Consider the following 25504-nt stretch of genomic DNA (forward strand, 5'->3'; position numbering starts at 1 on the left):
ATACCTTTTAGGATTCGCCGATTGTTTTGTGACGGATTGCTTTTCTTGATTCTTGTCTATACTGGATAAGAAAAAAGGAGAGTTTCTCTTGGAGGACTTGTTATTTTATTGGTTTTCGTGGATACTTTGGGTAATTGTTACCTTCTTCTTTAAGAAGACACGAGCAAGGTTTTATCTTGCTGTTTGGATTCTCATAGTCATGATTGTAAAACCATTAACGATTCCTGGTATACAAGGCGATATTTCGTTAGCCTATATATTCTTAACGCTCGGTGCGATGATTTGGGTCGGGCAGACGATCAAGTGGCATCATTTTCTATCGATGATAACGATGACAAGCTTAGCCTTTCTTTATGCTGCTTTGCAGCTATCGTATTGGTTTAGTCCAGTGATCTTTTTAATTCATGAAACGTGGCTCGTCGCAGTTATCATGGTTTTTGTGACGCTTTTGGTCGTAAGCAAGCCACATAACCGGATTCCTTGGTTGATTGTCGCATGTTGCATCGGGAATTTTTGGCAAGCGGTCGTTGTTTCTCCGTTAACATCCGGTTTGCATTTAGGTTTTAATCACTTTTTTTTAATGATGTGTCAGCCATGGTCATATTACTCGTTGTGTGGCACGTCGTTGAACGATTGATTTATGAGTTTTCCAAGCTTCAAAAAGGTGCAGCGAAGCACCAGACATCATTAACGATGTGAAGGAATAGATTTAAGAGAACAGGGGGCATGTAAGTACATGTCAAAGCCAGTAGTTGCAATTGTAGGTCGCCCAAATGTAGGGAAATCAACGATATTTAATCGTATGGTTGGTGAGCGTATGGCGATCGTTGAAGATAAACCAGGCGTAACGAGAGATCGTTTGTATGGACAAGGGGAATGGTTAAACCGCACGTTTCATGTCATTGATACCGGTGGAATTGATATCGTAGATGAGCCGCTTCAAGATCAAATGCGCATGCAAGCGGAGATCGCCATTGAAGAAGCAGACATTATTATCTTTATCGTGAATGGTCGTGACGGCATTACATCTAGCGACCAAGACGTGGCGAGCATTTTGCAACGCTCGAAGAAGCCCGTCGTCATCGGTGTAAACAAGGTTGATAACCCTGATATGCAAGAGCATATTTATGATTTTTACCAGTTTGGATTCGGTCAACCGTTTCCGATTTCCGGTTCTCACGGAATTGGCATTGGAGATATGTTAGATGAAGTGTTTGCAAACTTCCCAGTAAATGAAGAAGACGAAGAAGACGATGGAGTGATTGATATTGCCGTCATCGGTCGTCCGAATGTAGGGAAATCAACACTCGTGAACTCAGTTCTCGGTGAAGAACGTGTGATTACGAGCAATATTGCTGGTACGACGAGAGATGCGATTGATTCGTATTTCGAACAAGATGGACAAGAGTACCGAATCATTGATACAGCCGGGATGCGAAAGCGCGGGAAAGTATATGAGAATACAGAGAAATATAGTGTTCTTCGTGCGATGCGTGCTCTTGAACGAGCGGATGTCGTTCTCGTCGTCGTTGATGGTGAAGAAGGCATTATCGAGCAAGACAAAAAGATTGCCGGTTACGCTCATGAGTCAGGACGAGCCGTTATTATCGTTGTGAACAAGTGGGATGCGGTTGAAAAAGATGACCGTACAATGAAAGAATACACCGATAAAGTTCGAGAAACGTTTGCTTACCTTTCGTATGCACCGATTCAGTTCGTTTCTGCAAAAACAAACCAACGGGTGCAAAAGTTGTTGCCAATCGTAAATGAAGTTGTAGATAGTCATAAGATGCGGATGCCAACGCATGTGATTAACGATGTCATTATGGATGCTGTTGCGAGAAACCCTGCACCAACTTCGGGTACGAAACGACTGCGAATTAATTATGCTACACAAGTAGCTACAGGACCTCCAACATTTGTCGTGTTCGTCAATGATCCAGAGCTGTTTCATTTCTCATATCGCAGGTATCTTGAGAATCAACTCCGTGAAGCGTTTACGTTTGTCGGGACGCCAATTCGGATTCTAGCTCGTAAAAAGAATGAATCGTGATCCATATTAATCGTTGAAGCTTTGGGGAGAGGGGTAAACGATGGACATTATTCTTGCTGGTATAATCGCGTATTTAATCGGGTCGATTAGCTTTAGCTATATCTTCGTTAAAAAAATAAAAAAAGCAGATATTCGTAAACTTGGTAGTGGAAATGCCGGCGCAACGAACACGTTGCGCGTCTTAGGGAAAGGGCCTGCAATTTTAGTCCTTTTGCTAGACGCACTAAAAGGCGCGGTCGCGGTTTTCATTGGCTTTTTAGCAGAGATGGTATTTATTAATACAGGTTTGTCCTTTTTTGAGCAATATTCTGGTTGGACGCCAGCATTAAGCGGCTTGTTAGCAATTCTTGGTCATAATTATCCAATCTATTACGGTTTTCGTGGGGGAAAAGGTGTTGCTACAACGATTGGTGTGATCGCAACACTCGTTTTCTTTCCGGCGATTTACGTTGGAATTGTCGCGATTTTAGCGATCGTTTTGACGAAGTATGTGTCACTTGGCTCGTTGATTTTTGCCTTTTTCACACCGTTTTTCGTTTTTCTTACGATGAATCATTATGATCATCCGATCTCCTATTTCTTTTTAACATGTGTTGTAGGGATTATGTCGATTTGGCGGCATCGGACGAATATCCAACGATTGTTATCAGGCACAGAAAGCAAGCTCGGTCAAAAGTCTAAATAAGGAGAGATTGCATGAGTCAGAATGTGACAGTTCTAGGTGCAGGTAGTTGGGGTACAGCACTTGCGATGGTACTTGCAGATAATGGGCATCGTGTCAAACTATGGGCAAGACGTAATGAACAAGTCGATGAGATCAATCATAAACATACAAACAACAAGTATTTACCTTCGGTAACCTTGCCAAAGAACCTTGAAGCAACGACGAGCTTTGAGGAAGCGATTGAGCATGGCGATGCTTTGTTAATTAGCGTACCGACTTCTGCAATGCGAGAGACTGTTGCGTCACTTGTGAACATCAACAAATCGTTTCCATATGTCGTTCACGCTTCAAAAGGAATTGAACCAGATTCCTTACTGCGAGTATCAGAAGTGATGATGGATGCAGGGATCGATCAAGTTACGAACGGAATTGTCTGTTTATCAGGGCCTAGTCATGCAGAGGAAGTTGCAAAGCGTCAACCGACGACAGTGACCGTCTCTTCAGAAACATATGACGATGCGAAGGCTGCACAAGACTTGTTTAACAACCAACATTTTCGCGTGTATACCAATGAAGATATGGTCGGTGTGGAATTTGGCGGTTCGCTAAAGAACGTCATCGCACTTGCTGTTGGACTTGCTGAAGGATTAGGGTTTGGTGACAATGCGAAATCGGCAATTATGACGAGAGGCTTAGCTGAGATTACACGATTAGGTACACATCTTGGTGCAAAGCCGCTTACATTTTCGGGCTTGTCAGGTCTTGGTGATTTGATTGCAACATGTACGAGTAAGCATAGCCGCAACTGGCGAGCAGGTTACCAATTAGGTCGTGGCAAAGCGTTAGAAACGGTTTTACATGAAATGGGTATGGTCGTTGAAGGCGTTAAAACGACGCGAGCGATGCAACAACTTGCAGATCGTGAAGGAATTGAAGTGCCAATTACTTCAGCTTTGTATGATGTCGTGTTTAATCATCAAAAGCCGGAGAGTGCAAGTGAACAGTTAATGGGTCGACTAAAGAAGAATGAACAAGAAGATTTTTACCCAAATGTAACCGACTAAAAAATCACACCTTTTTTTCTAGCTACATATCATAAGCATTATCAACTAGAAAGAAGGTGTGTGTCATGAACAACTTTGATTCCATTTTTGACCGCCTAAACAAAGAGTCAAAAGTAAATCAAGACGATGTGTATAACATGGCTAATTCGGTGAGCGGTGCAAATTTTCAAGATGAAGCTACAGTACGGCAGTTAATTAACGATGTTGCTCGTATGGCAGGCGTACGAGTATCACGCGAAAAGGAAGATCAGCTCGTACACGCAATTACGAATAATGAGATGCCTCTTGATTTTCAATCGTTAAGCCAATTATTTAGAGGTTAATTCTCATATGTTGGGCGTTCGTATAGTTCAATGTCTGCACGTGTCGCATAGGATAACAGTGAACCACATCCAACAAGGAAGCCACCTTTTGGAAGAGAGATTTAGTCAACCGGAGAACCCGAGTTCTCCGGTTTTATTTGTTTGAACATTTTTCAACACTTGAGTTTGTAGGCAGTGCGCCGGTGTTTGTAGCTATGCTATAATAGACAAGTGTAATTGAAGGAGGGTGGAAGATGACCCCATTAGAGTCAATGTGGCTTTCGTTTATCGGCTTAGGGCTGATGTTCGTATCTGCAGTCACAGCACTACTTGGAAAAGAGAAGTTGTCGGGTTTTCTCCGTTTTATCGTGCTTAGTTTTTCATTTATTTGTATCATTATTGCCGGACTAATCGTGCTCGTCGTCGTCGTACCAGGTTCAAGAGCAGATTTGTAGTCTGTGCTTTGGAGTGAGTTTTTTTTGAATCAACGTAAGTTCAAGTGGCTTAGTGTTGTTTTTTTTGCATGCCTACTTATTGGATGCCAATCAAACGTTCAAGGTGACGGTACAGGTTCCCGCGTTCCCACATAACGAACAGCTGCAGTCTGTTCAGGCAGCGGTCGATGAATTTCAAGAACAACGTGGTGTGCCGCCTATACAGAATTTCGAGAGCGATACGGGGCTGTATGAACGGTATCGCGTTGACTTTTCACAGTTAATTCCAGGATTTATGAACGATGCCCCTGCAAGTGCCTATGAAAATGGAGGCGACTTCTACTATACGTTAATTAACGTTGAAGAAGAGCCTGAAGTTCGTGTCATTCCAGTACTTGTCATGCATGAAGCCAATCAATTCGAACGGACGGTTCATCAGTATACAAGAACCCACGGCTACCCGCCGATCGAAGAGATGGTTGCACCGGGTGTGTTCGAACTTGATTTTGAGGCGCTTGGCCTAGATGAGCCGCCTACGGTTCAAAGTCCATACTTTGCGACGAACTTGCCTATTTATGTTGATCGTGAAGGTCGTGCGATTATCGATTATGCAATTGATCTTAATCGCTTGCTTCAAGAGTATGACGTCGAGCCAGAAGATGAAGAAGATATTCGTTCTATATTAACGGATGAATTTCCTGTAGCTCCGGTATACTCTGTTCCTTACTCAATTGAAGATGGGGAACCGAATATGATTGGCGATGTCAACTGATGAAAGTAGTTCTAAACCTCTTCACTCTATCTATATATAGAGAAGAAGAGGTTTTTTGTTTATTTTTTAAAACTAAACTGCCACCTTTTCAAAGACTGTCATAAAGAGGTGGACAACATCATAGAATGTTTTGACACAGAATTTATGAAACGGTGGAGTTAATTTTAGAACGGAGGGGATCTCGTGGAAAAAGTGGATATCTTTAAAGATATCGCAGAACGTACAGGAGGCGATATTTACTTAGGGGTTGTCGGAGCCGTACGAACAGGTAAGTCAACCTTTATAAAAAAAGTTTATGGAACTTGTCGTTCTTCCGTACATGGATAGTGAAGTCGAGCGCGCACGTACACAAGATGAATTGCCTCAAAGTGCCGCTGGTAAAACGATTATGACAACAGAACCAAAATTCGTCCAAACACTGCTGTCGAACTCCACGTGGATGAAGGCTTAGACGTCAACATCCGTCTCGTAGACTGTGTCGGGTATGCAGTTGCTGGAGCAAAAGGGTATGAAGATGAGCATGGACCGAGGATGATTAACACCCCTTGGTATGAAGAACCGATCCCATTCCAAGAAGCAGCTGAAATTGGAACGAGAAAAGTCATTCAAGAACATTCAACACTCGGTGTTGTCGTCACATCTGATGGAAGCATCGGTGAGTTGCCTCGTCACGAGTACTTGGAAGCTGAAGAGCGAGTGATTGATGAGTTAAAAGAAGTGGGTAAACCGTTTATCGTAATTGTAAACTCCGTACGGCCTTATGCTGCTGAGACGGAACAACTTCGAACAAATCTTGAACAATTGCATGACGTACCTGTGTTATCAATGAGTGTGGAAAGTATGACTGAACATGATATCCATCGCGTATTAAGAGAAGTTCTTTTTGAATTCCCAGTCCATGAAGTGAATGTGAATTTACCGAGCTGGGTAATGGTTTTAAGAGACGACCATTGGCTTCGAAAAGACTATGAGCGCTCTGTAAAAGAAACCGTTCAAGACATTAAGCGCTTACGTGATGTTGATCGAGTCGTCGGAAACTTCGCTGGTGATTTCGAATTCATTGACAATGCATCGCTTGCTGGGATTGAGATGGGGCAAGGAATTGCGGATATTGATCTTTATGCACCAGATGACTTGTATGATGAGATTCTAAAAGAAGTCGTTGGTGTTGAAATCCGAGGCAAAGACCATCTCTTACAACTAATGCAAGATTTCTCACATGCAAAATCAGAATACGATCAAGTGTCAGAAGCACTGAAAATGGTAAAACAAACCGGTTACGGTATTGCTGCACCTGCAACGACGGATATGAGTTTAGATGAACCTGAACTCATTCGCCAAGGTTCAAGGTTCGGCGTTCGCTTACGCGCAGTTGCACCGTCCATTCATATGATTAAAGTCGATGTCGAGAGTGAATTCGCACCAATTATCGGCACTGAGAAACAAAGTGAAGAATTGATTCGTTACTTGATGCAAGATTTCGAAGAAAATCCACTTTCCATCTGGAATTCAGATATTTTCGGAAGGTCGTTGAACTCCATTGTTCGCGAAGGAATTCAAGCGAAATTATCATTAATGCCGGAAAATGCACGCTATAAACTAAAAGAAACGTTAGAGCGTATCATTAATGAAGGCTCTGGTGGATTGATTGCCATCATCTTGTAAAACCGACTTTACTGAATCTCTATACCTGATGAATAAAGGATCCCGAAATGCGGGGTTCTTTATTTTTTTGTGTTCGATAATTTCATAGTCTCTATAACAGTAATAATATGGAAGAAAGTGGTTTTTCTAATCGTGTTACGTCAATGGGAACGATCAGTTTACGCAATTTATGATTTTAGTCATGTTTAAGGGGTATTTTTTTTGCTCTTTTACGCGATGATGTTACAATAGAGTCTAAAGGGAATTGCTTTCTAGTAGGCCCTATGCTAAAATTTCTAGCGATTAAAGACGAGGAGGGGCCAATACATGACAAAGTTCGATAAAGATAAAATTGAAACAGCGGTCCGTCATATTTTAGAAGCGATCGGTGACAATCCAGATCGTGAAGGAATTAAAGATACACCTGCTCGCGTTGCGCGCATGTACGAGGAAGTGTTTAGTGGTATAGATGAAGATCCAACAACACATTTGCAGACGGTGTTTGGAGAAGAACACGAAGAACTCGTTCTCGTGAAAGATATTACATTCTATAGTATGTGTGAGCACCATTTATTGCCGTTTTTCGGAAAAGTACACGTCGGTTATATTCCTAAAAATGGAACTGTAACGGGGCTTAGTAAGCTAGCACGTGTTGTTGAAACGGTAACGAGAAGACCTCAACTCCAAGAAAGAATTACATCTACGGTGCTGACGCAATGCTTGAGACACTTGAGCCACATGGTGTCATGGTGATCGTTGAAGCAGAACATATGTGCATGACGATGCGTGGAATACAAAAGCCTGGAAGTTCAACGGTAACATCTGCAGTACGTGGCGTTTTTGCAAACGATGAGTCGTCAAGACAAGAAGTACTATCGTTGATTAAAGGATAAAGGAGCGGTACTTTTGGGGCAATCGAATGATTTTTTTGTAGTTCGTGCTGAAGAAGATGGTGTGAATGTTATCGGTTTAACGAGAGGCAATACGACTCGGTTTCATCATTCTGAAAAACTGGATAAAGGTGAAGTGATGATCGGGCAGTTTACGGAACACACCTCTGCCGTTAAGATAAGAGGGAAAGCCTTCATTCAGACGGGCCATGGTGAGATGTACACAGAAGGAAACTAAGCTTTGAAGTTCTTGTAACAGCCAGTATGCGTCGAGGTCGTGATTGCATGCTGGCTTTTCGATGAATTGAGCAGCGAGGTTGCATCTAAGGAAGAAGAGGATGAGACGTATGATGAATGAAAATGAGCGATATGATTACGTACACGATCGTTTTTTTAAAGCTAAGTGATCACCGTTATCTACACGATCACATTACGAGAGTTTCTATTGATGAAGATAAGACGTATTTGCTAATTAACAGCATTCAAGATGATAATCTTCGAGAAGAAGAGGAAGTTAAGCGTGTGACAGCAGGTTTACTCGTAGATGCTGCGCTTACGACTCATCAATATGTACCTTTACATAATGAAAACGAACAACGTGAAAAAGAAAAGCAACTCGTCGTACTAGCAGGCGATTGGTATAGTAGCTTATATTACAGTGAGCTTTCAAAGCTTGGTGATGTAGGCCTCGTTCGTGTGTTCTCAAGGTCGATTCAGAAGACGAATAATGCGAAGATTCGTCTACATGAGCGCGGGTGGAAAGACTTAGAGGAATTAGAAGAACTCATTACGACGATGGAAGCCACTCTCATTCAAAACGTAGGCATCTACTTTAATCAACGCTCGATTGCTGATTTTGCAGGCCACTTCTTAACTTATCGTCGATTGCTAGATTTAATAGAACATGCAGGACAAGATAAAGAGCCGTTTGGTTCTGCGCGCTTGTCACCACTCTTTGCAATTGAGCCGACAGATCGCGATCGTGAGGACTACATTCAAGAAATGATTTCTAATTTAGAAGTCGTTGCAGCCAATGTGAAAGATCGACTGCTCGCTTCGTATCAAGACAATGAAGCAGCACTCTCAACGCAATTGAAAAAACGATTTATGGAACTTGTGAATAAGTAAAGCGCTTTAAAAGGGAAGGGGAAACCTACGTGGTGAATGCGAAAGAAAAACACGTTCACGAAGTGTTTGAGTCGATTTCAACACAATACGACAAGATGAATGGTGTTATTAGTTTAAACATGCACAAATCTTGGCGTAAAGATATTATGGGAAAGATGTCAATTCCGGTAGAAGGCAAAGTGTTGGACGTTTGTTGCGGAACAGCCGATTGGACAATCGCAATTTCAGAGGACCTTGAAGGAAAAGGGCAAGTTACGGGTCTTGACTTTAGCAAAAACATGTTAGAGGTCGGAAAAGAAAAAGTGAAAACCCACGGTTTAGAGAACGTGGAACTCGTTCATGGGAATGCAATGGAGTTACCGTTTGAGGACAATTCCTTTCACGTTGTGACGATTGGATTTGGATTAAGAAACGTACCGGATCCGCAGGTTGCGATTCAAGAGATGTACCGTGTTTTAAAACCAGGAGGACAAGTCGTCTGTCTAGAGACATCTCATCCAGAAAATCCATTGTTCCGTCCGTTTTATTCGGTGTACTTTAAACAAGTAATGCCACGACTTGGTAAATTTTTCGCAAAGAGTAAAGAGGAATATCAGTGGTTACATGATTCTACGACAACGTTTCCTAAGAAAGATGTCCTTTCTACATGGTTTTTAAACGAAGGGTTTATTGATGTGAATTTTAAAAGCTATGCTGGTGGTGCAGCAGCGGGGCACTGGGGTTTTAAACCGTCAGAACAAGGGGAAACTGTATGATGAGGAAACTTAAGGTTATTCTTGAGATGATCAAGTTTGAGCATACCGTTTTCGCACTTCCTTTTGCCTTTTTAGGAGCGATTTTAGGAAGTTTCGTTGAAAACGGGGCTTGGCCTACACTGTGGCAATGGATTTGGATTACAGTAGCGATGGTCGGTGCAAGAAGTGCTGCGATGAGCTTGAATCGTGTTATTGATGCGGTCATTGACAAACGAAATCCAAGAACGAAGGACAGGGCGATACCGGCAGGATTACTTTCGTATACTGAAGTGACTATATTTATCGTCGTTTCGTTTGCGATGCTCTTTATCGCGGCGTTCCAGTTAAATATGCTCGCGGTGTATTTATTGCCACTTGCTGTTTTCTTTCTTGTCTTGTATTCCTATACGAAGCGGTTTACGTGGGCATGTCACTTTATTCTCGGAATGACAATTGCACTGGCTCCTCTTGGAGGCTGGTCGGTGCAACGGGAACGATTAGTCCGGTTGCAATTCTTTTGTTCTTAGTTGTGATGTTTTGGACTGCAGGGTTTGATATTATTTATGCGACACAAGATGCGGACTATGATCGCAAAAACGGATTGCATTCTGTACCCGCTCGTTTTGGAATCAAAAAAGCATTAATGATTGCAAGAGGGAGTCACGTAATTAGTATCATTGCACTCGTTCTCTTATCATTAACATCGCCACTTGGATGGATCTTCTTCCTCGGCGCAATGATTTGTGCTGGAATTATGATTTATGAGCATAGTTTAGTGTCCCATAACGATTTATCGAAGGTGAATGTCGCGTTCTTTACGATGAATGGCATTATTAGCATGCTCATGCTCGCCTTTACGATTGGAGATTTTATGTTATGACGAACAAAGATCAGCGCACGTTTGCAGTCGCAATGACAGGAGCGAGCGGAGCCGTTTATGGAATTCGCCTCGTTCAGACGTTGTTAGAGGAAGGACATCGAATTCATTTCCTTATGTCCAGTGCAGCTTGGCAAGTGTTCGACCAAGAAGTTGGCCTAGATATTTCAGATAAAGAGGCTTGCTTGAAAAAGCTATTTCCGTCTGGAGATTTACACGTTCACGGAAAACAAGATTTCTCTGCACCGATTGCAAGTGGGTCATATAAGCATGACGGCATGATCGTTGTTCCGTGTTCAATGGGGACGCTATCAAAAATGGCACATGGGAATTCTGGATCTCTATTAGAGCGTTCAGCAGATGTCACGTTGAAAGAAGGAAGACCTTTAATCATTGTACCAAGAGAAACACCGCTTCATAGCATTCACTTAGAGAATATGAAACGACTTGCCGATTTAGGAGCAGCGATTATTCCTGCGATGCCTGGGTTTTATCATCAGCCACAATCGATGGATGATCTGATTAATTTCGTCGTTGGTAAAGTTCTTGATCGTTTGAATGTAGAACATGAACTATTTAAAAGATGGGGAGAAATGTCATGATTACAGTTGGTGAAATTCTCTATACGAACGTACACCCGTTTTTCTATCATTTAAATCGTGAAAAACTAGAACATCAAGTGTCTTTCATTCCAAGCATCCCAGCGAAGTTAAATGATGCAATGGCCAAAGGTGAGATTGACGTCGGTGCCATTTCATCGTTTAGTTATGCAAAAAAATCACGAGCAATATGTGTTAATGCCGAACCTCGCAGTTTCTGCAAAAGGCGAAGTCCGTTCAATCTTTCTATTTTCAAAGAAGCCAATTGAAGAATTAAACGAGTGTGATGTGGCGTTAACGCATAGTTCAGCGACGTCGATTAATCTTTTGAAATTGTTATTAAAACGTTTTTATAAACATGAGAATGTTCGATATGAAACGGTACCACCGGTGTTTGACGACATGATGGCTTCTTTTGATGCGTGTCTGTTAATTGGTGATGATGCAATTGAGGCGAAACGTCACCATGGAGATTCGTTTTATGTTTACGATTTAGCAGAACGTTGGACAGCATTTACGGACTGGCCGATGACGTTTGCCGTGTTTGCAATGCGTAAAGAGAAATTGCTAGACGATCCAAGTGGTATGCATGAACTTTATACCGAATGGAAAGAAAGCCAACATAAGAATGAAAAAGACCATTATGCTGAGCTTGCAAAAACGGTGACAAACGATTACGGTGGAACAGAACGTTTTTGGCAGCAATATTTTACAAACTTACGTTATCACTTCTTAGAAGAAGACCAACGAGGGTTGCTTTACTTTTACCAATTGCTGCACGAAGAAGGCTTTTTAGATCAAAAAATCGATCATTTGAATGTATGGGACATTAAAACCGGCATTCACTCTATTACTTGAAGGGGACTAGATGGTCATGAAACTAGCAGACCTATATATGTATTTACGTGCTGACATTCATAAAATCGAACAAGAGATGGCAACTGCGGTTTCCAATGCCCACCCTGTTCTAAAGGATGCAACGTTACAACTTTTACAAGCAGGCGGTAAACGAATTCGACCCGTATTTGTTCTTCTAGCTGGGAAGTTCGGAGACTATGATATTCATCGCTTAAAGCACATCGGTGTATCACTTGAGCTTATTCATATGGCTTCTCTCGTGCATGATGATGTGATTGATGATGCGGAACTTCGCCGCGGACAAGAGACGGTTAAAGCGAAGTACGATAACCGCGTAGCGATGTATACAGGAGACTACATATTTGCGAAAGCGGTTGAAAGTGCGACGTTTTTCGATGATGAGCGAATTCATCAAGCGATGTCTAAAGTTATTCATGAAATGGTCATCGGCGAAATTGAACAAATTCGTTATCAATACGTTTGGGACCAAGACATTAAAACGTACTTTAGACGTATTAAACGGAAAACGGCATTGCTTATTGCAGGCAGCTGCGAACTTGGAGCAATGGCAGTTGGTGCAAGTCGCGAAGAACAACGTGCGCTCTATCGCTACGGCTATCAAGTAGGCATGGCGTATCAAATTATTGATGATGTTCTTGACTTTACAGGGACAGAAGAAGAATTAGGAAAGCCTGCAGGCGGCGATCTTTTGCAAGGGAACGTGACGCTACCAGCATTGTACGCGATGCATCATAATCCAGAGATCAAAGCGAAGATTGAATTAGCGTTCCAAGGAGAGCTTCCTAATCAAGAAGAACTCACTGAACTTCTTCAATTGATTAAAGAGAGTGGCGGGATTGAGTACTCAAAAGCACTTAGTGAACGCTATTTAAAGAAGGCTTATGAAACGCTTGATACGTTACCACAAATTCCAGCGGTGAAATCATTGTCTGAAATTGCGACGTATATCGGGACAAGACATTTTTAATAGGTTTAAACTCTTTTAAAGAGATGATATACTATAATGCGGGTAGTTTACCCGACTTTTACGAGATCGAACAATAGAGGAGTGCACTGTACATGGAACAATCATTTATTATGGTAAAACCTGACGGCGTAAAGCGTCAGTTAATCGGAGAAATTGTAAGCCGTTTTGAAGCGCGTGGTTACACACTTAAAGAAGCAAAACTAATGACAATCCCTAAAGAAACTGCTGAAGCTCATTACGGTGAGCATAGCGACAAGCCTTTCTTCGGTGAGCTTGTTGACTTCATCACTTCTGGTCCTGCATTCGCAATGATCTGGGAAGGCGAGAACGTGATCTCTAACGCTCGTACGATGATGGGTTCAACAAACCCGAAAGATGCAACTCCAGGAACAATTCGCGGAGATTTCGCGACAAACCTTGGTCAAAACGTAATTCACGGTTCTGACTCTCCTGAGAGCGCTGAGCGTGAGATTTCACTATTCTTCGGTAAATAAAGAAGTAAACCGGTCAATTAACGTTGGCCGGTTTTTACTATAAGGAGACCTTCATGCATGAAGATTACAACCTCTTTGTAAAACGTGTACATCATAAGTACGGAATTGATTTGTCGTTGTACAAACAAAAACAAATGATGAGAAGAACTCGTTCATTTTATGAACGGTATGGATTTTTATCGTATGAGGATTTCTTTACGTTAGGATTAACTGTGGACGGTGAGATGGAGAAACGTTTCATTGATCGAATCACCATTAACGTATCTGAATTTTACCGAAATCGCGAACGCTGGATGGATCTTCGCCGCCTCGTATTGCCTGAATTAGTAGCTCAAAACAAAGCGTTAACGATTTGGAGTGCAGCCTGTTCTACTGGTGAAGAAGCGTACACGTTACGTACACTTTTCAGTGACCAACCTAAACGAGATGTAAAGATCATAGCAACAGATATTGATGAGTTGGTTTTGTTAAAAGCAAAACGTGCGACCTATGCGTCTAAATCGCTACGCGAACTGTTGCCCCATGAAGTGACAGAGTATTTTAATAATGAGGGTGATAATTATACGGTCAAAGACCGTTATCGCACGTCGATCACGTTTTCAAAGCACGATCTTCTAAATGATCCGTACATGAAGGGCGTACACTTAATCACTTGCCGAAATGTCTTGATCTATTTCACTGAAGAGGCGAAAGATCGCATTCTAAAACGTTTTGTGTCATCGTTAACAGACGGAGGGTTTCTGTTTGTTGGTAGTACAGAGCAGATTTTTTTTCACCAGAGCGTTATGGATTAGAAACATACGGTTCATTTATCTATCGGAAAACACCACTTCACGAGAAATAATCGCTATGCTATAATTTAATACATAAAAGCATTAAAGAAAAAGAATGTGCGAACGTAACGGGGGTAGGAAAATGCGCTTTTTAACAGCTGGAGAGTCACACGGACCTGGATTGACAACGATTATTGAAGGTGTACCAGCACACTTGCCGCTAACACAAGAAGACATTAACGTTGAATTAAAACGACGTCAGGGCGGACATGGTCGTGGAAGAAGAATGAAGATTGAAAAGGATTTAGTAACGATCACAAGCGGTGTGCGTCACGGCATGACAACAGGAGCTCCAATTGCACTCACCGTCACAAATGACGATTACGTCCATTGGGAACAAGTGATGAGTGCAGAACCTTTAAAAGCAGAAGATGAGCACCGTGTGCAAACGAAAACGATTACGCGCCCAAGACCTGGGCATGCGGATTTAAACGGTGCCATTAAATACAATCATCGTGATATGAGAAACATTCTTGAGCGTTCTTCAGCTCGTGAGACAACGATGCGCGTGGCGGTTGGTAGTGTTGCTAAGAAGCTTCTTAAAGAGCTTGGGATTACGGTTGGCGTTCATGTTGTAAACATCGGTGGTGTGAAGGCGAGCGGAACGTATCAATCCATCGATGAACTCATCGAGCGTGCGGAAGCTTCAGCCGTTCGTTGCATTGATGAAGAAGCTTCTGAACAAATGAAGACAGCGATTGATGAAGCGAAGAAAAATGGTGATTCGATCGGCGGTGTCGTACAAGTCGTTGCAACGGGTATGCCACAAGGTGTTGGTAGTCATGTTCATTACGATCGCAAGCTTGATGGCAAAATTGCCGGAGCTGTAATGAGCATTAACGCGTTTAAAGGAGTCGAAGTAGGGATCGGCTTTGAAGCGGCCAACTTACCAGGTAGCCAAGTGCACGATGAGATCTACTGGAATGAGGATGAAGGCTATAAGCGTTCGACGAATCGTCTCGGTGGTTTTGAAGGTGGAATGACGACGGGGATGCCGATTGTGATTAACGGTGTGATGAAACCAATTCCAACACTTTACAAACCATTAAAAAGTGTCGATATCGACTCTAAAGAAACGTTTGAAGCGTCAATTGAGCGTTCAGATAGTTGTGCAGTTCCTGCAGCGGCGGTCGTTTGCGAAAATGTCGTGGCGTTTGAATTAGCAAACAGTCTATTAGAAATGTTTAGTGCTGACCGGTTTGATCGCTTGAAAGAGCAAATAGATGCACACATTGAAGAAGCGAGCCGTTTCTAATGGAAACGCTCACGGTAAAAACGACGCACCAAAGCTATCCAATTTTTCTGGGTGAACAGCTTTTACAAGAAGCTGAACCGATTTTAGAACGTATTTATGGGTCACAAAAGAAGCGACTGTTTGTCATTACTGACACGACGTCGCTCCCTTGTATCTCGATCAATTAAAAAGAAACCTTACAGCACATCAGATTGTCGGAACATTTGTGATTCCTTCTGGAGAAGCTTCTAAAAGTTTCGAGATGTATAGTCAAGCAATGACTGCCATGCTTGAAGCGAAATTAGATCGAAGTAGCGTAGTGATTGCGCTCGGTGGGGGAGTAGTTGGTGATCTTGCTGGTTTTCTAGCGAGTACGTATATGCGTGGGATTTCATTTGTGCAAATGCCTACGACGCTTTTAGCACACGACAGCAGTGTTGGTGGCAAAACAGGAATCAATCATCCTCTCGGGAAGAACTTGATCGGTTCATTCCATCAGCCAGATGCTGTTATTTATGATTTGTCATTACTTGATTCATTACCGAAGCGAGAGTGGTTATCAGGCTTTGGGGAAGTATTAAAGCATGGCTATATCGGAGATCAACAACTACTTGATCATGTGCAAAGCACAGGTGTTACGAACATCACAGCAAGTGTGCTTCGTAAAAGCATTGCTGTAAAGGCGAAGATTGTTGAAGCTGACGAGCGTGAAAAAGGCGTACGTGCGCATTTGAACTTTGGTCACACCATTGCTCATGCACTCGAACAGGTGAGTGGATACGGCGCATTAACACACGGTGAAGCAGTCGTAAATGGTATGGCTTTTTCATTGTACTTGTCAAAACAACTTCATCCATCACTGCCAATTCATGTGGACGATGAGTTACATCAGTTGCAAAAGCTAGGGTACTCATTTTTGCCCTTGCAAACGATGGACGTGGCTCATGATCCAATCGATGTTAACCGATAAGAAAAATACAGATTCTCAAATTGCGGACGTGATCTTGGTAGAATCTCAAAAACCGAGTGTCATTTTGTTAGCGAAAGAAGAGTTTGAAACCTACTTAAACCAATTCAAAGGGGAGCATTTTTCGTGATGAGAGGAATTCGCGGGGCTACGACCGTAAAGGAAAATGATGCAGAGAGCATTTGGGAAGAGACGAGAAAGTGTTTAGAAGAAATGGTGACTGAAAATCATGTGTTGCCAAGCGATGTTGCTCACATTTGGTTTACAGTTACCGAAGAGATCAATGCAGCGTTTCCAGCAAAAGCAACACGTATGCTTGAAGGTGAAGAGTGGACGTATGTACCGGTTATGTGTGCGACTGAAATTCCCGTCCCGAGTGGGTTAAAGCGTTGCATTCGCATTATGATGACCGTAAATACGGACGTTCCTGCGAGTGAAATCGTTCACGTGTTTCATAATGAAGCGATTCAACTTCGCCCTGATTTAGCACAAAAAGATTGACAAAAATGTGTGAAACACATACGCTAGGTACTAAGTTTAGATTGAGTTTTAGTTGATAATGCGTAGAGACGCATAATGTTTGATCAAAGAGCCGAGAAGAGTTGAGCGGAGTTTAGTTGAGTAGAGCAGAGGTAGATGATGATTACATGCTGCTCATCCGTCGATTTGATTGGATGAGCTTTTTCTTTTTTTCCCCTCTTGTTTTTTTTCAAACCCCTCCGTCACTTCTCTAAGAGAGGTGCAGCCAAATGAATAGTACGTTAACGGATTTTCTAGAAGAATGTGACCGTTATCGTCTCGTCCCTGTTGTGAAGCGAATGTTCGCAGACACAACTACTCCTATCCAAATCTTTCAAAGATTGCAAGAAGAAGCGGTTTTTCTTCTTGAAAGCAATGCAGAAACATCGAAATGGTCACGTTACTCCTTTGTCGGATTAAACGTCAATTACGAGCTAATCGAAAAAGAAGAGCAGTTTTATTTCCAAAGTAATGATGAAGTCATTTCGAGTAGCGACGACTTTGTTTCTGTATGGAAAGATGTTTTTCGTTATTTAAACCCTTCACCAGCAACAAATACGAACTTACCCTTCCCAGGCGGTGCGGTTGGCGTTTTACCTTACGACAGCATTGGCCATTTTGAGAAAACAACAAAACGAGCAGATGCGAATGAACCGATTCACTTTTTATTTTGTCAAACGCTTCTAGCGTATGATCATAAAACCGCGGAATTAATGATCGTACATTACGTGGATTGCGAGAACTCCGATTCACTAGAAGGTCGATATGATGAAGCGAATGAGTATATTGAACGTTTAGTTAAACAGCTGAGTGAGCCGAAGAAAGCGGATTTCCAACCTGATTTTCCCGTACGCGTGAAACCGAATTGGTCGACCATTTCTTCAAACTTCGAGAAAGAGCAGTTTCTAACAGCTGTTAACAAAGTGAAAGATTACATCGTTGCAGGTGACGTGTTTCAAGCGGTGATCTCACAAAGGTTCCAATATGAAACTGACATTTCACCATTTCTCGTTTACCGTGTGTTGCGTCAGATGAATCCTTCTCCGTATCTATTTTTTATCCGTCTTGGTACTAAGACCGTGGTCGGTAGTTCACCAGAGAAGTTAGTCGGAGTAAGCGCAGAAGGAGTAGAAATCCATCCAATTGCAGGAACGAGAAAACGAGGCTCAACAGATAGTGAAGACGATGCCTTAAAAGTAGAAATGCTTAATTCTGAGAAAGAGCGTGCCGAACATCAAATGTTGATTGATCTCGCTCGCAATGATGTTGGACGTGTCGCTCAATACGGCAGTGTCCACGTACCGAAGATGATGGAAGTTGGAATGTACTCTCACGTCATGCACTTAGTTTCAATTGTCAAAGGGAAGTTACGTAACGACATTCATCCGATGGAAGCTCTCATTGCAGGCTATCCTGCTGGAACGTTGTCTGGTGCTCCGAAAGTAAGGGCAATGGAGATTTTAAATGAGTTAGAGCCCACGAATCGAGGACTATACGCCGGTGGAATCTTGTACATGAGTTACAACGAAGAAATCGATTCTTGCATTGCGATTCGAACGGTTGTTTTTGAAGAGGGAGTGGCAACTGTCCAAGCGGGTGCCGGTGTTGTTGCTGATTCAATTCCTGAAGAGGAATATGAAGAGTCAATTAACAAAGCATCAGCTTTATTCAGCGCGATTCAAACTGCGGAGACGATGTTGGAAAAAGGGGCGATCACTGGTGATTAAACGTATGCTAAATAAAATGATTGAAGGCGAAACGTTATCAGAACAGGAATCTGAAGACGTGATGCAAGAGGTGATGGGTGGAGAAGCAGAGCCGACTCAAGTCGCCAGCTTACTCACGATGATGCGTTTACGTGGTGAAACGGTTGAAGAATTAACAGGGTTTGCGAAAGCGATGAGGGGTTTAAGCAAGCACGTAGATTTAGGAACGCACAACGTTCTTGATACGTGTGGGACGGGTGGAGATGGTCATTCTACGTTTAACATTTCAACTGCGGCTGCCATTGGACTTAGTTCGTGTGGCATTCAAGTCGCCAAACACGGCAACCGCTTCGTTTCATCGAAAAGCGGAAGTGCAGATGTGCTTGAGAAATTAAACGTCCCGATTGTCAATGATCATAGTGACGCAAAACACATTCTTTCATCACAACAGCTCGTATTCTTGTTCGCACCTTTATTTCATACGGCAATGAAACATGTTGCGCCGATCCGTAAAAACCTTGGTTTTCGTACCGTATTTAATGTGTTAGGTCCGTTAACAAATCCAGCACGTGCAAACTATCAAGTTGTCGGTGTATGGGACGCTGAATACGGAAAGAAAATGGCTCACGTACTAAAGCGACTCGGTACGAAACGGGCATTGTTTGTAACCGGTGAAGACGGTATGGACGAAATGACGATCACAGGTGCTACCTATGTCACGGAGTTAAATGAGGGGAACATTACGTCTTATACTGTAACACCTGAAATGTTCGGGTTGAAGCGTGCATCTTTAGAAGCGATTGAAGCAAAAACAATCGATGATAGTGCACAGATCATTCAAAGCATCTTTAACGGCACGTCAACAACCGGAGCACACGACATTCTCGTTTTGAATATGGCTGCAGGACTTTACGTAACGGGTGAAGCGAAAAGCATACAAGAAGGTGTATTGATTGCAAATGAAGCGATAAATAGTAAATCAGCACTCGCCCAATTACAACAATTACGTGAGGAGGAGAAAGCACATGCTTGAACAAATTATCGCAAAGAAACGTGAATCGATCAAAACGCTACCCGCACAATTTGAACGGCAAGAAAAACCGACACGTGGATTTTATCAAGCGTTAAAAGACGGTAAGGAACAGACGGGTGTCGGTTTAATTGCTGAAATAAAACGTGCGTCTCCTTCCAAAGGTGATTTAGCATTAGGAATGGACATTTTGTCTCAAGCGAAGCTGTATGAATCAGGTGGGGCAGATACAATTTCGGTATTAACAGACACGCCTTTTTTTTAAAGGAACAAATCAAGACTTACAAGTCGTAAAAGCGGTCACGAACATTCCTGTTCTTCGAAAAGACTTCATCATCGATGAGCGGCAAATTTTTGAAAGTGCTTCGATTGGGGCCGATGCGATTTTATTAATTGCAGCGGTCTTAGACGGCAAACAAATTGAAGCGTATACGAAAATTGCAAATGACCTCGGACTTGACGTTTTAGTTGAGGTTCATAATTTGGAAGAGCTAGAGAACGTGTTGGCCTATAGCAATCCTCGTTTACTTGGCATTAACAACCGTGATTTGAAGACATTTCAAACATCACTGGACGTAACAGAGCAGTTAGTCAAGCATATTCCGAAAGACTGTTTTGTTGTTAGTGAGAGCGGTATTCATAAAAAGCAAGATGTAGAGCAAATTGTGCAAGCAGGTGCAGATGCAATGTTAGTCGGTGAGCATCTCGTCACGAACGGTTCACCAACAGAGACAATCCCTCAATTAAAAGAAGGTGCCATTCATGCAAACTTACGTTAAATATTGCGGGTTACGCTCGAGTGAAGATGTGAAAAATGCTTATTTGTCCGGTGCGAATGGGTTAGGGTTTGTGTTTGCAAGCAGCAACGTCAAGTGCAAGCGATAGACGTTGCTGAATGGATGAAAGACGGTCCGTACGCCTTTTGTGAAACGTTCGCAGTGCTTGTGAACCCTACAGAGGAAGACGTGCATGAGCTACTTGAGACGGTTGATTTTGATGTTTTACAATTTCACGGTGAAGAAACTGTAAGTTTCATTAAAGACATTCAGAAAAAAAACAGAGAAACACGTCGTAAAAGCACTTCGTCACGATCGGAATACACTAGATTTAATGAGTGCATATGCGCCTATAGTTGATGGTTTTATCGTAGATGCAGGCACGAAAACCGAGCGAGGTGGTACTGGGCAAACGTTTGATTGGAAAAAGGCACCCACGTATATTCACTTTGCAAAACAATTAAACGTACCCCTGTATATCGCAGGTGGTGTTCATGAACACAACGTACAACAATTGCTAGAAATGCAACCAGATGGCATCGACGTGTCGAGTGGTATTGAAACTGAAGGTAAAAAAAGACGATAGTAAAATGAAAAGCATCATGAGGCAGGTGGGAGATTATGCAACAGTCTTATCCGGATCATAAAGGAAGATACGGCCTTCGGGGGGAAGTACGTTCCAGAAACAGTGATGGCAGCTCTTGAAGAACTAGAAGCAGGTCTTAAAGAAGCGCTTGTAGATGACGCTTTTTTAGCAGAATATGAAGAGGTTTTAAGAGAATATGCAGGACGAGAAACGCCTCTAACGTATGCGAAACGACTTTCAGAAACAGTTGGAGGCGCGAAGATTTATTTGAAGCGTGAAGATTTGCTCCACACTGGTGCGCACAAAATTAACAATGCCATCGGACAAGCGCTACTCGCAAAGCGAATGGGCAAAACAAAGATCGTCGCAGAAACTGGAGCTGGTCAGCACGGTGTGGCTACAGCAACTGTCGCTGCGAAATATGGCCTTGAGTGCAAGATCTTTATGGGTGAGAAAGACATGGAGCGCCAAAAGCTAAATGTCTTTCGTATGGAATTGCTAGGAGCAGAAGTCGTTCCAGCAACAAGCGGATCAAAGACGCTAAAAGATGCGACGAACGAAGCCATTCGCTATTGGGTGTCTCACGTTGATGACACGATGTATTTAATCGGCTCGGTCGTTGGACCACACCCGTATCCTTATATGGTACGAGAATTTCAACGGGTAATTGGTGACGAAGCAAAACGACAAATGGAACAATTACCAGATGCCGTCGTTGCGTGTGTTGGTGGAGGTAGCAATGCGATTGGTATGTTTACAAGTTTCCTTGATGAACCGACTGTTCAGTTGTATGGTGCTGAAGCTGGAGGAAAAGGAATTGAGACGCCTGAACATGCGGCAACCCTATCAAAAGGCGATCGTGGGTCATCCATGGGTCGTTAACGTATTTGATTCAAGATGAACACGGTCAAATTATAGAACCGTATTCCATCTCTGCCGGCTTAGATTATCCAGGTATCGGTCCTGAGCACGCTTACTTGAAAGATGAAGAGCGGGTACATTACGAAGCGATTACTGATGCTGAAGCGATTGATGCGTTAGTGAAGTTAACGCAAACTGAGGGGATCTTACCCGCGATTGAAAGTGCGCACGCCGTTGCGTTAGCGTTGAAGAAAGCGAGTACGATGAATAGTGATCAATCGGTTCTTATTTGTTTATCAGGTCGTGGTGACAAAGACGTTGATACGATTCGTAGCGTATTGAGTGATGATAAAGGGGGAGAGTCATGATGAACCGAGTTGAGGCAGCAGCGAACAACAATGACCAATTGTTTATCCCCTATATCGTTGCAGGTGACCCTACGATTGAAGTGACGATTGATCTCGCCCGAGTGCTTGAAGAGTCAGGTGCGCATATTCTCGAATTAGGTGTACCGTATTCAGATCCATTAGCGGACGGTCCTGTTATTCAAGCGGCAGCAAATCGTTCGTTACAAGAAGGCACGTCGTTGCAGACGGTCATCGATACAGTACGGCAAATCCGAGCAGCGGGAATTCAAATTCCAATCGTATTGTTTTGTTACGTTAATCCAATTTTAAAGTATGGCCTGCACGATGCAGTGAAAGCCGCGAGTGAGGCAGGGGTCGACGGTTGGCTCGTCCCTGACCTTCCATATGAAGAAAATGATGAAATGAAGAAAACGTGCAATGAATATGGCAATGTCTTGATTTCACTCGTCGCTCCAACATCGAATGAACGTGTCAAACGGATCGCGAAAGAAGCACAAGGCTTTTTGTACTGTGTTTCAAGCTTAGGAGTCACGGGAGTACGAGAAGAGTTCGATCATAGGCTAGATACGTTTATTACGGCCGCGAGTGAGTCAAGTAGCGTGCCCCTTGCAGTTGGATTTGGTGTTTCTAAACGAGAACATGTTGCTCGCTTGCATACACAAGGGTACGGAGCCGTTGTCGGTTCGAGAATTGTTAAGGAAATTGAAAAATATGAAACGATGTTACGTGATCCTCATCAACGATCAAAAGCGCTTTTACAAATAAAAACATTTGTTCAATCGCTCGTTTCATCGTAAAATAGAACAAATACAAAAGTGAGGAGAATTTCTTCTCACTTTTTAATTCTTAGGTACGTGGAAGGTGATGAACCGTTGAAGATTACATTAAAGCAATCGATGAATGAGTTGACGCCGTATGAGCCAGGAAGACCAATTGAAGCTGTAAAAGAGCAATATGGTTTAACTGAAGTCATTAAGCTCGCATCCAATGAAAATCCTTATGGGGTTTCAGAGAAAGTTTCTGAGTTTTTGGCAGCGCCAAAAATGACGCAAATTTATCCAGATGGACATGCAGCGACGATTCGTAAAGCGGTTTCTGAGCATTTACAAGTTGGCGAGGATCAACTGCTGTTCGGTGCAGGATCTGATGAAGTCATTTTATTTTTATGTCGTGCAATGCTTGGATCTGGGACGAATAGTGTCATGGCAACGCTTCATTTTCACAATATAAACACAATGCGACGGTTGAAGGCTCTGAAGTGATCGAAGTACCAGTAACAGCAGAAGGCGATCACGATTTGGAGCGGATGCTCGCTGCAATCAACGAAGATACACGGATTGTGTGGGTGTGTAATCCGAATAACCCGACAGGGAACTACATAAACGAAGAGGAGTTCGTTAGCTTTTTAGAGCGCGTTCCAGAGAATGTACTTGTCGTAAGTGATGAAGCTTATTTAGAGTATGTAGAAGCGTCTGATTATCCAAATACGCTTCCACTACTTGATCGCTTTTCAAACTTACTGCTCTTACGTACGTTTTCTAAAATGTATGGATTAGCGAACCTTCGACTTGGATTTGCTGTCGGTCAAGCAGACTTTATTCGTCAAGTTGAACCGATTCGTCCGCCGTTCAATACGACAACATTTGCTCAAGAAGCAGCTGTTCGTGCGCTTTCTGATCAAGCATTTGTTCAATCATGTTTTGAGAAGAACAAAGTTGAACGGGATCGAATTCGAACGTTTTTTGAAGACAAAGGATATTACGTGTTCCCGAGTCAAACGAACTTTTTACTCGTGGACCTGAAAAAGAACGGCAATGACGTTTTTCAAGCGCTCATGCAAAAAGGGATCATCATTCGTTCTGGAGTACCACTCGGTTTTCCTTCGTGCATTCGTGTTTCTCTTGGAACGAAAGAGGAGAATGATCAGTTTATTACAGCTTTTGAGGACGTTATCGTATAAACCAATCAAGATGCCCTACGTTTACGTAGGGCAATTAAGGGGATAATCACTTTGAGTCAAACAGTCGTGGTTATTGGGATGGGGCTAATTGGAGGCTCCATTGCACAAGCCATTAAAAAGAGCAATCAACAGCATAAAGTGATTGGTGTTGATTTGGACGAACGAACATTGGAACATGCGAAGTTGCTTGATGTAATTGATGAGCAATCGACATCAATTAAAGAGGCGGCAGAAGTCGCAGATACAATCGTGATTGCAACGCCTGTATCGAAAACCGTTGAGATCATCAGTAATCAATTACTCGATGTCGAACTTAAAGACAACGTCGTGATTACTGACGTTGGTAGTACGAAGTTAACGGTTATGAAAGCCGCAGAGAAGTTGGTTGAGCGAGGGGTTGTCTTTATCGGTGGACACCCGATGGCAGGTTCTCACAAAAGTGGTGTTCACGGTTCTAGAGCAGATTTGTTCGAAAATGCATTTTATGTTCTCGTTCCATCTGAAAATCAAGAGAGTGAGGACGCAACTGAGCACTTAAAACAGCTATTAGAAGGTTCAAATGCGAAGTTTGTGACAATGGACGCAAAAAGCCATGACGTGATGGCGGGAAGTGTTAGTCACTTGCCACATATCGTTGCATCAGCTCTCGTGCATCAATTAAAAGGGTTAGAAGAAGAGCACCCGATGATTACGAACTTAGCAGCAGGTGGGTTTAAAGATATTACCCGTATTGCTTCTGCAAATCCAATTATGTGGCGAGACATTTTATTGCACAACAAAGACGTATTGCAAACGATGATGGAAGAATGGCGAGACGATATGGAGCGTGTAACCGAGCTGATTAAAGCTGCGGATGCTAATGGTCTGCATGCATTCTTTGCCGATGCAAAGCGTCACCGCGATGGACTGCCGGTGAAGAAGGCAGGCGCAATCCCAACGTTAAATGACTTATATGTTGACGTTCCTGACCACCCTGGTGTCATCTCTGACGTTACCGGTTATTTAGCAGAATGCGAGATTAGCATTACGAACATCCGAATTATTGAAGCGAGAGAAGACATTATGGGTGTTTTACGATTGTCATTCCGCTCGGTTGAAGAACGATCGCGTGCAGAAGCGTGTTTGCAAAGTCATAAATTTACGACATACGTTGGCGAATAGGA

28 protein-coding genes and 6 pseudogenes are annotated in these 25504 nt (G+C 42.7%); all 34 read left to right on the top strand.

The window, feature by feature from the left end; translation table 11 throughout:
- Positions 1–88 precede the first annotated feature (88 nt).
- The 34 genes and pseudogenes from JCM19055_RS07050 (at position 89) to JCM19055_RS07190 (ending at position 25502) form a co-directional block, all read left to right on the top strand.
- Positions 89–637, top strand: coding sequence for a hypothetical protein (locus tag JCM19055_RS07050; protein WP_042359163.1), 549 nt, complete (start codon positions 89–91; stop codon positions 635–637).
- 99 nt (positions 638–736) lie between these two features.
- Entirely contained in the window at positions 737–2053 is a 1317-nt protein-coding gene (der, locus tag JCM19055_RS07055) for a ribosome biogenesis GTPase Der (protein WP_042359164.1), read from the top strand.
- Positions 2054–2093: 40 nt separating this feature from the next.
- Positions 2094–2738 carry a glycerol-3-phosphate 1-O-acyltransferase PlsY gene (plsY, locus tag JCM19055_RS07060; protein WP_042359165.1) on the top strand — a complete coding sequence of 215 codons (645 nt, stop codon included), beginning with the start codon at positions 2094–2096 and terminating at the stop codon, positions 2736–2738.
- Positions 2739–2749: 11 nt separating this feature from the next.
- Positions 2750–3781 carry an NAD(P)H-dependent glycerol-3-phosphate dehydrogenase gene (locus tag JCM19055_RS07065; protein WP_042359166.1) on the top strand — a complete coding sequence of 344 codons (1032 nt, stop codon included), beginning with the start codon at positions 2750–2752 and terminating at the stop codon, positions 3779–3781.
- A gap of 65 nt (positions 3782–3846) precedes the next feature.
- Entirely contained in the window at positions 3847–4104 is a 258-nt protein-coding gene (locus JCM19055_RS07070; RefSeq protein WP_042359167.1) for a stage VI sporulation protein F, read from the top strand.
- 233 nt (positions 4105–4337) lie between these two features.
- Positions 4338–4538: a DUF2768 domain-containing protein gene (locus JCM19055_RS07075; protein WP_042359168.1), complete on the top strand. Its 201-nt coding sequence runs from the start codon at positions 4338–4340 to the stop codon at positions 4536–4538.
- A gap of 55 nt (positions 4539–4593) precedes the next feature.
- A complete protein-coding gene (locus JCM19055_RS07080) occupies positions 4594–5289 on the top strand; it encodes a hypothetical protein (RefSeq protein ID WP_052366031.1) in 696 nt (231 codons plus the stop codon).
- 183 nt (positions 5290–5472) lie between these two features.
- Positions 5473–6954, top strand: a pseudogene (gene spoIVA / locus JCM19055_RS07085) (stage IV sporulation protein A).
- Positions 6955–7260: 306 nt separating this feature from the next.
- Positions 7261–7826: pseudogene (folE, locus tag JCM19055_RS07090) on the top strand (GTP cyclohydrolase I FolE).
- A 13-nt stretch (positions 7827–7839) separates the two neighbouring features.
- Positions 7840–8061 (top strand): trp RNA-binding attenuation protein MtrB, encoded by a 222-nt coding sequence (mtrB, locus tag JCM19055_RS07095; RefSeq protein ID WP_042359171.1) that lies wholly within the window; start codon positions 7840–7842, stop codon positions 8059–8061.
- Between the two features lie 122 nt (positions 8062–8183).
- On the top strand, positions 8184–8951 hold the full coding sequence (locus JCM19055_RS07100; protein ID WP_265181913.1) for a heptaprenyl diphosphate synthase component 1: 768 nt from the start codon (positions 8184–8186) through the stop codon (positions 8949–8951).
- Between the two features lie 29 nt (positions 8952–8980).
- Entirely contained in the window at positions 8981–9706 is a 726-nt protein-coding gene (locus JCM19055_RS07105; RefSeq protein ID WP_042359175.1) for a demethylmenaquinone methyltransferase, read from the top strand.
- A pseudogene (locus JCM19055_RS07110) lies at positions 9703–10565 on the top strand (UbiA-like polyprenyltransferase). The gene JCM19055_RS07105 and the pseudogene JCM19055_RS07110 overlap by 4 nt, the downstream one beginning before the upstream one ends.
- Positions 10562–11164, top strand: a complete 603-nt coding sequence (locus JCM19055_RS07115; RefSeq protein WP_042359177.1) for a UbiX family flavin prenyltransferase — start codon at positions 10562–10564, stop codon at positions 11162–11164. Before JCM19055_RS07110 ends, JCM19055_RS07115 begins: the two are co-directional and overlap by 4 nt.
- On the top strand, positions 11161–11430 hold the full coding sequence (locus tag JCM19055_RS31490) for an MqnA/MqnD/SBP family protein (protein WP_052366032.1): 270 nt from the start codon (positions 11161–11163) through the stop codon (positions 11428–11430). Before JCM19055_RS07115 ends, JCM19055_RS31490 begins: the two co-directional genes overlap by 4 nt.
- Complete coding sequence (locus JCM19055_RS07120) at positions 11330–12019, top strand: menaquinone biosynthetic enzyme MqnA/MqnD family protein (protein ID WP_081833511.1); 690 nt, start codon at positions 11330–11332, stop codon at positions 12017–12019. Before JCM19055_RS31490 ends, JCM19055_RS07120 begins: the two co-directional genes overlap by 101 nt.
- A 16-nt stretch (positions 12020–12035) precedes the next feature.
- Positions 12036–13007, top strand: coding sequence for a heptaprenyl diphosphate synthase component II (hepT, locus tag JCM19055_RS07125; RefSeq protein ID WP_042359253.1), 972 nt, complete (start codon positions 12036–12038; stop codon positions 13005–13007).
- A gap of 92 nt (positions 13008–13099) precedes the next feature.
- The gene (gene ndk, locus JCM19055_RS07130) at positions 13100–13501 is read left to right on the top strand and encodes a nucleoside-diphosphate kinase (protein WP_042359179.1); all 402 of its coding nucleotides are present in this window, start codon (positions 13100–13102) and stop codon (positions 13499–13501) included.
- 53 nt (positions 13502–13554) lie between these two features.
- Positions 13555–14295 carry a protein-glutamate O-methyltransferase CheR gene (locus JCM19055_RS07135; protein ID WP_370543042.1) on the top strand — a complete coding sequence of 247 codons (741 nt, stop codon included), beginning with the start codon at positions 13555–13557 and terminating at the stop codon, positions 14293–14295.
- A 121-nt stretch (positions 14296–14416) separates the two neighbouring features.
- Complete coding sequence (gene aroC / locus JCM19055_RS07140) at positions 14417–15589, top strand: chorismate synthase (protein WP_042359181.1); 1173 nt, start codon at positions 14417–14419, stop codon at positions 15587–15589.
- The gene (locus tag JCM19055_RS27205) at positions 15589–15756 is read left to right on the top strand and encodes a hypothetical protein (protein ID WP_193745344.1); all 168 of its coding nucleotides are present in this window, start codon (positions 15589–15591) and stop codon (positions 15754–15756) included. The genes aroC and JCM19055_RS27205 overlap by 1 nt, the downstream gene beginning before the upstream one ends.
- Complete coding sequence (gene aroB / locus JCM19055_RS07145) at positions 15738–16538, top strand: 3-dehydroquinate synthase (RefSeq protein WP_052366034.1); 801 nt, start codon at positions 15738–15740, stop codon at positions 16536–16538. The genes JCM19055_RS27205 and aroB overlap by 19 nt, the downstream gene beginning before the upstream one ends.
- Positions 16513–16665, top strand: coding sequence for a hypothetical protein (locus JCM19055_RS28875; RefSeq protein ID WP_265181914.1), 153 nt, complete (start codon positions 16513–16515; stop codon positions 16663–16665). Before aroB ends, JCM19055_RS28875 begins: the two co-directional genes overlap by 26 nt.
- Entirely contained in the window at positions 16665–17036 is a 372-nt protein-coding gene (aroH, locus tag JCM19055_RS07150; RefSeq protein WP_042359256.1) for a chorismate mutase, read from the top strand. The genes JCM19055_RS28875 and aroH overlap by 1 nt, the downstream gene beginning before the upstream one ends.
- Before the next feature lie 248 nt (positions 17037–17284).
- Entirely contained in the window at positions 17285–18781 is a 1497-nt protein-coding gene (gene trpE / locus JCM19055_RS07155) for an anthranilate synthase component I (RefSeq protein ID WP_042359183.1), read from the top strand.
- On the top strand, positions 18774–19793 hold the full coding sequence (gene trpD, locus JCM19055_RS07160) for an anthranilate phosphoribosyltransferase (RefSeq protein ID WP_042359185.1): 1020 nt from the start codon (positions 18774–18776) through the stop codon (positions 19791–19793). The genes trpE and trpD overlap by 8 nt, the downstream gene beginning before the upstream one ends.
- Positions 19786–20055: a hypothetical protein gene (locus JCM19055_RS28880; protein ID WP_052366035.1), complete on the top strand. Its 270-nt coding sequence runs from the start codon at positions 19786–19788 to the stop codon at positions 20053–20055. The genes trpD and JCM19055_RS28880 overlap by 8 nt, the downstream gene beginning before the upstream one ends.
- Positions 20056–20098: 43 nt before the next feature.
- Positions 20099–20569 carry an indole-3-glycerol-phosphate synthase gene (locus tag JCM19055_RS28885; RefSeq protein ID WP_265181922.1) on the top strand — a complete coding sequence of 157 codons (471 nt, stop codon included), beginning with the start codon at positions 20099–20101 and terminating at the stop codon, positions 20567–20569.
- 90 nt (positions 20570–20659) lie between these two features.
- Positions 20660–20926 (top strand): annotated as a pseudogene (locus JCM19055_RS23095) (hypothetical protein); the annotation flags it as partial.
- Entirely contained in the window at positions 20901–21152 is a 252-nt protein-coding gene (locus tag JCM19055_RS23100; protein ID WP_052366038.1) for a hypothetical protein, read from the top strand. The pseudogene JCM19055_RS23095 and the gene JCM19055_RS23100, both read left to right, overlap by 26 nt.
- A gap of 35 nt (positions 21153–21187) precedes the next feature.
- Positions 21188–22381, top strand: a pseudogene (gene trpB, locus JCM19055_RS07175) (tryptophan synthase subunit beta).
- Positions 22378–23178 (top strand): tryptophan synthase subunit alpha, encoded by an 801-nt coding sequence (gene trpA, locus JCM19055_RS07180; RefSeq protein ID WP_265181915.1) that lies wholly within the window; start codon positions 22378–22380, stop codon positions 23176–23178. Before trpB ends, trpA begins: the two are co-directional and overlap by 4 nt.
- A gap of 81 nt (positions 23179–23259) precedes the next feature.
- Positions 23260–24341, top strand: a pseudogene (hisC, locus tag JCM19055_RS07185) (histidinol-phosphate transaminase).
- Between the two features lie 51 nt (positions 24342–24392).
- Entirely contained in the window at positions 24393–25502 is a 1110-nt protein-coding gene (locus JCM19055_RS07190) for a prephenate dehydrogenase (protein ID WP_081833512.1), read from the top strand.
- Positions 25503–25504: the final 2 nt, after the last annotated feature.

It is taken from the genome of Geomicrobium sp. JCM 19055 (assembly GCF_000698185.1).
Classification (GTDB): Bacteria; Bacillota; Bacilli; order Bacillales; family Marinococcaceae; genus Geomicrobium_A; species Geomicrobium_A sediminis.